Source organism: Polynucleobacter nymphae (assembly GCF_018882155.1).
Classification (GTDB): domain Bacteria; phylum Pseudomonadota; class Gammaproteobacteria; order Burkholderiales; family Burkholderiaceae; genus Polynucleobacter; species Polynucleobacter nymphae.
In genome coordinates, this window is the sequence record NZ_JACVPA010000007.1 from 1 (window position 1) to 2901 (window position 2901).

General features: G+C 50.6%; 1 protein-coding gene. It reads right to left on the reverse strand.

The genetic code is table 11. The features are described from left to right. Positions 1-2901, reverse strand: a 2901-nt coding sequence (locus ICN29_RS10580; RefSeq protein ID WP_216132999.1) for a beta strand repeat-containing protein, incomplete at both ends; no start/stop codon positions are given.

Here is a 2901-nt window from a genome sequence, read left to right on the forward strand (position 1 = left end):
TAGCAATCGTGATGTCGTTAGAGCGATTGAAGATCAAGCTACCGTTATTCGTCACTGCGCCAGAACCTAAGCTACCGGTAGTAGTCGCGTTACCGATTTGCAAGGTAGCGCCACTGTTGATGGTGGTCGCTACGTAGCTGTTATTGGCAGTCAAGGTGACAGTACTCTGGCCAGCTTGGGTCAGATTACCAGAACCGCTAATCGCGTTACTAATGGTAATGGCATCGGAGCGGTTCAAGATCAAGCTACCGTTATTCGTCACTGCACCAGTACCTAAGCTACCAGCGCTAGTTGCATTACCGATTTGCAAGGTAGCGCCACTACTGATGGTGGTAGTACCGGTGTAAGTATTGTTGCCGGTGAGCAACTGCGTGCCACCAGAGATGGTGAAGTTACCATTGGTACCACTGATCACACCTGCAAAGGTATCAGCAGCGTTAGTGATGGTTAAAGTCTTGCTACCTAAAACGACTGAGCCAGCGCTATTACCAGCAAGGCTTACGATTGAAGCGCCACTAGTCGTACCACTGATATCCAAGATGGCGTTGTTCGTTAACTGACTAGAGCTAGCAATCGTGCCACTGCCCGTTAAGGACAGGGTACCAGCACTAATCGTGGTGCTACCAGTGTAGCTATTGCCTGCATTAGTCAGAACCACAGTACCAGCGCCAGTCTTCGTTAAGCCATAACTGGCACCGCTCTCACTAATCACACCGGATAAGGTTAAGGTATCACCACTCGCAGCGCTGAGTGTACTGTTGGCCGTCAAAGTAATAGCACCAGCTAAGGAGCTGGTGACATCGGCTAAGGTACCGCCATTGAGGATGACCGCTTTAGCGCCAACAATGACGGAGACGAGATCAAGCGTAGCGCCAGCGTTAATCGTTACTGCCCCGCCGCTATTACTACCTAAGCCAGTGTTATTGCTAATGTGCAGTGTGCCACCATTAATCGTGGTCGTGCCGGTGTAGGTATTAGCACCGGAGAAGGTTTGACTACCGGCAGTCAGAACCACTTTACCGCCAGTACCTGTGTTGCCACTAATCACACCCGCAAACTCGGTGCTGGCATTAGAGATGGTCAGAGTCTTATCACCTAAGAGTACTGAACCAGCGCTATTACCTGCTAAGGTGACTACCGTAATACCGCTCGTGCTACCAGTGATATCTAAAGTAGCGTTCACCGTGATACCAGAAGAGCTAGCAATCGAACCGCTGCCGGTAATGGCTAAAGTACCGCCAGAGACGGTAGTAGCACCGGTGTACTGATTAGTATTAGAGAGGGTTAAAGTACCAACGCCAGATTTAGATAGGGTTGCGCTATTGCCAGAGAGGATGGCGCCAATCGTAATATCGGCAGCGTTGTTGATACTAAAACTGCTGCCACTCAATACACCAGTAGTACTGAGGATGGCGCCAGAGGTAAGAGTCAAGCTACCTGCAGATAAGTTCGTTGTGCCTAGATCTAAAGTACCGCCAGCAATCGTGACATTACCACCGCTTGGTAATACACCGCTACCAGACAGTGCAACCGTACCGGCGTTAATGTTGGTGCCACCGCTAAAGGTGTTATTACCTAAAAGTGTGAGGATGCCTGCGCCGTTGTTGACTAAATTAGCAGCATTACCAATCGCACCAGTAATCTGGCTATTAGCACTAGATGAGTTGATGGTCAGGGTACTGACGTTCGATACGTTGCCACCAATGCTAGCTGCGCCAGCGCCGGAGTTGATGGTGAGTGCAGCTGCGCCGCCAGAGCCAGAGCCTGAGTTATAGCTGAGTATCACAACACCTGAGCCGCCGGCGCCGCCGTAGTAGTTGCCGTAACCACCACCACCGCCACCGCCACCGCCAGTATTAGAAGTAGCATCTCCACCATTTTGTGTATACACACCACCTCTACCGCCACCGCCAGTGCCACCGATGCCACCAGCAAAATCACCACCAGCGCCACCGCCGCCAGCGTACGTGACACTTGAACCAGTAATTGAATAAGCTAAACCGTTAATACCATTGATTAAGGACATACCATTAGACGTAGAGGCTGTGCCTGATGCACCGCCACCACCACCGCCAATGTAACCATAACTATTAAGAGACCATGTTTGGCCATTGCTACCAATGTTATTGCTAGACGAGTAGATCGCAGAGCCTGGTGACGCAGCAGAGCCTGATCCACTACCACCACCAGAACCACCGTTTAAGCCGTTATAGCCAGCGCAGCCACATGTAGAAGATCCACCACCACCACCACCGTAAGCAACGAGTGTGCCAAAGACAGAATTGCTTCCACTATTGCCAACCGTACCAATCGGGTTGTTCGAACGAACCCCACCCGCACCCACCCGTACTGTATAAGCAGTATTGGCAATCGTATTTATCGTTGTATAAACAATTCCACCGGCTCCACCACCTCCGCCGTCATAACTACTACCTCCAGAACCACCGCCACCAACAACTAAGATCTGATTCGATGCTGTGAATGAAGGTGTCCAAGAATAATTACCACTAACGTACGACAGGCTACCACCAGCAATAGTGGTTGGGCTAGACGAAGCTGTTAGAGGTGAGGTATATGTTGTGCCACCGTTAATGCTATAGATGTAAGATCCTGCACCCAAGAACTCAATAATTGCCTGGTTATTGACCGGCGCATTTGCACTCACATTACCCACCACGCCTACTGGACCATTACCACTGGCTAAGGTGATATCCGATCCAGTTAAGGTTAAGTTACCACCGTAGCTCTGACCTGATGCGCCATTGGTCGTCACGCTCGCTGCTACTGAAGTGTCTCCACTTGTAGCAAGTGATAGGAGTGCGCGAGTATTGCCGACTAAGCCACCAAAGATGGTGCTGCCAGTTCCAGTAGTAGTAGCTAAGCTGTAGTTGGTGCCGGTAT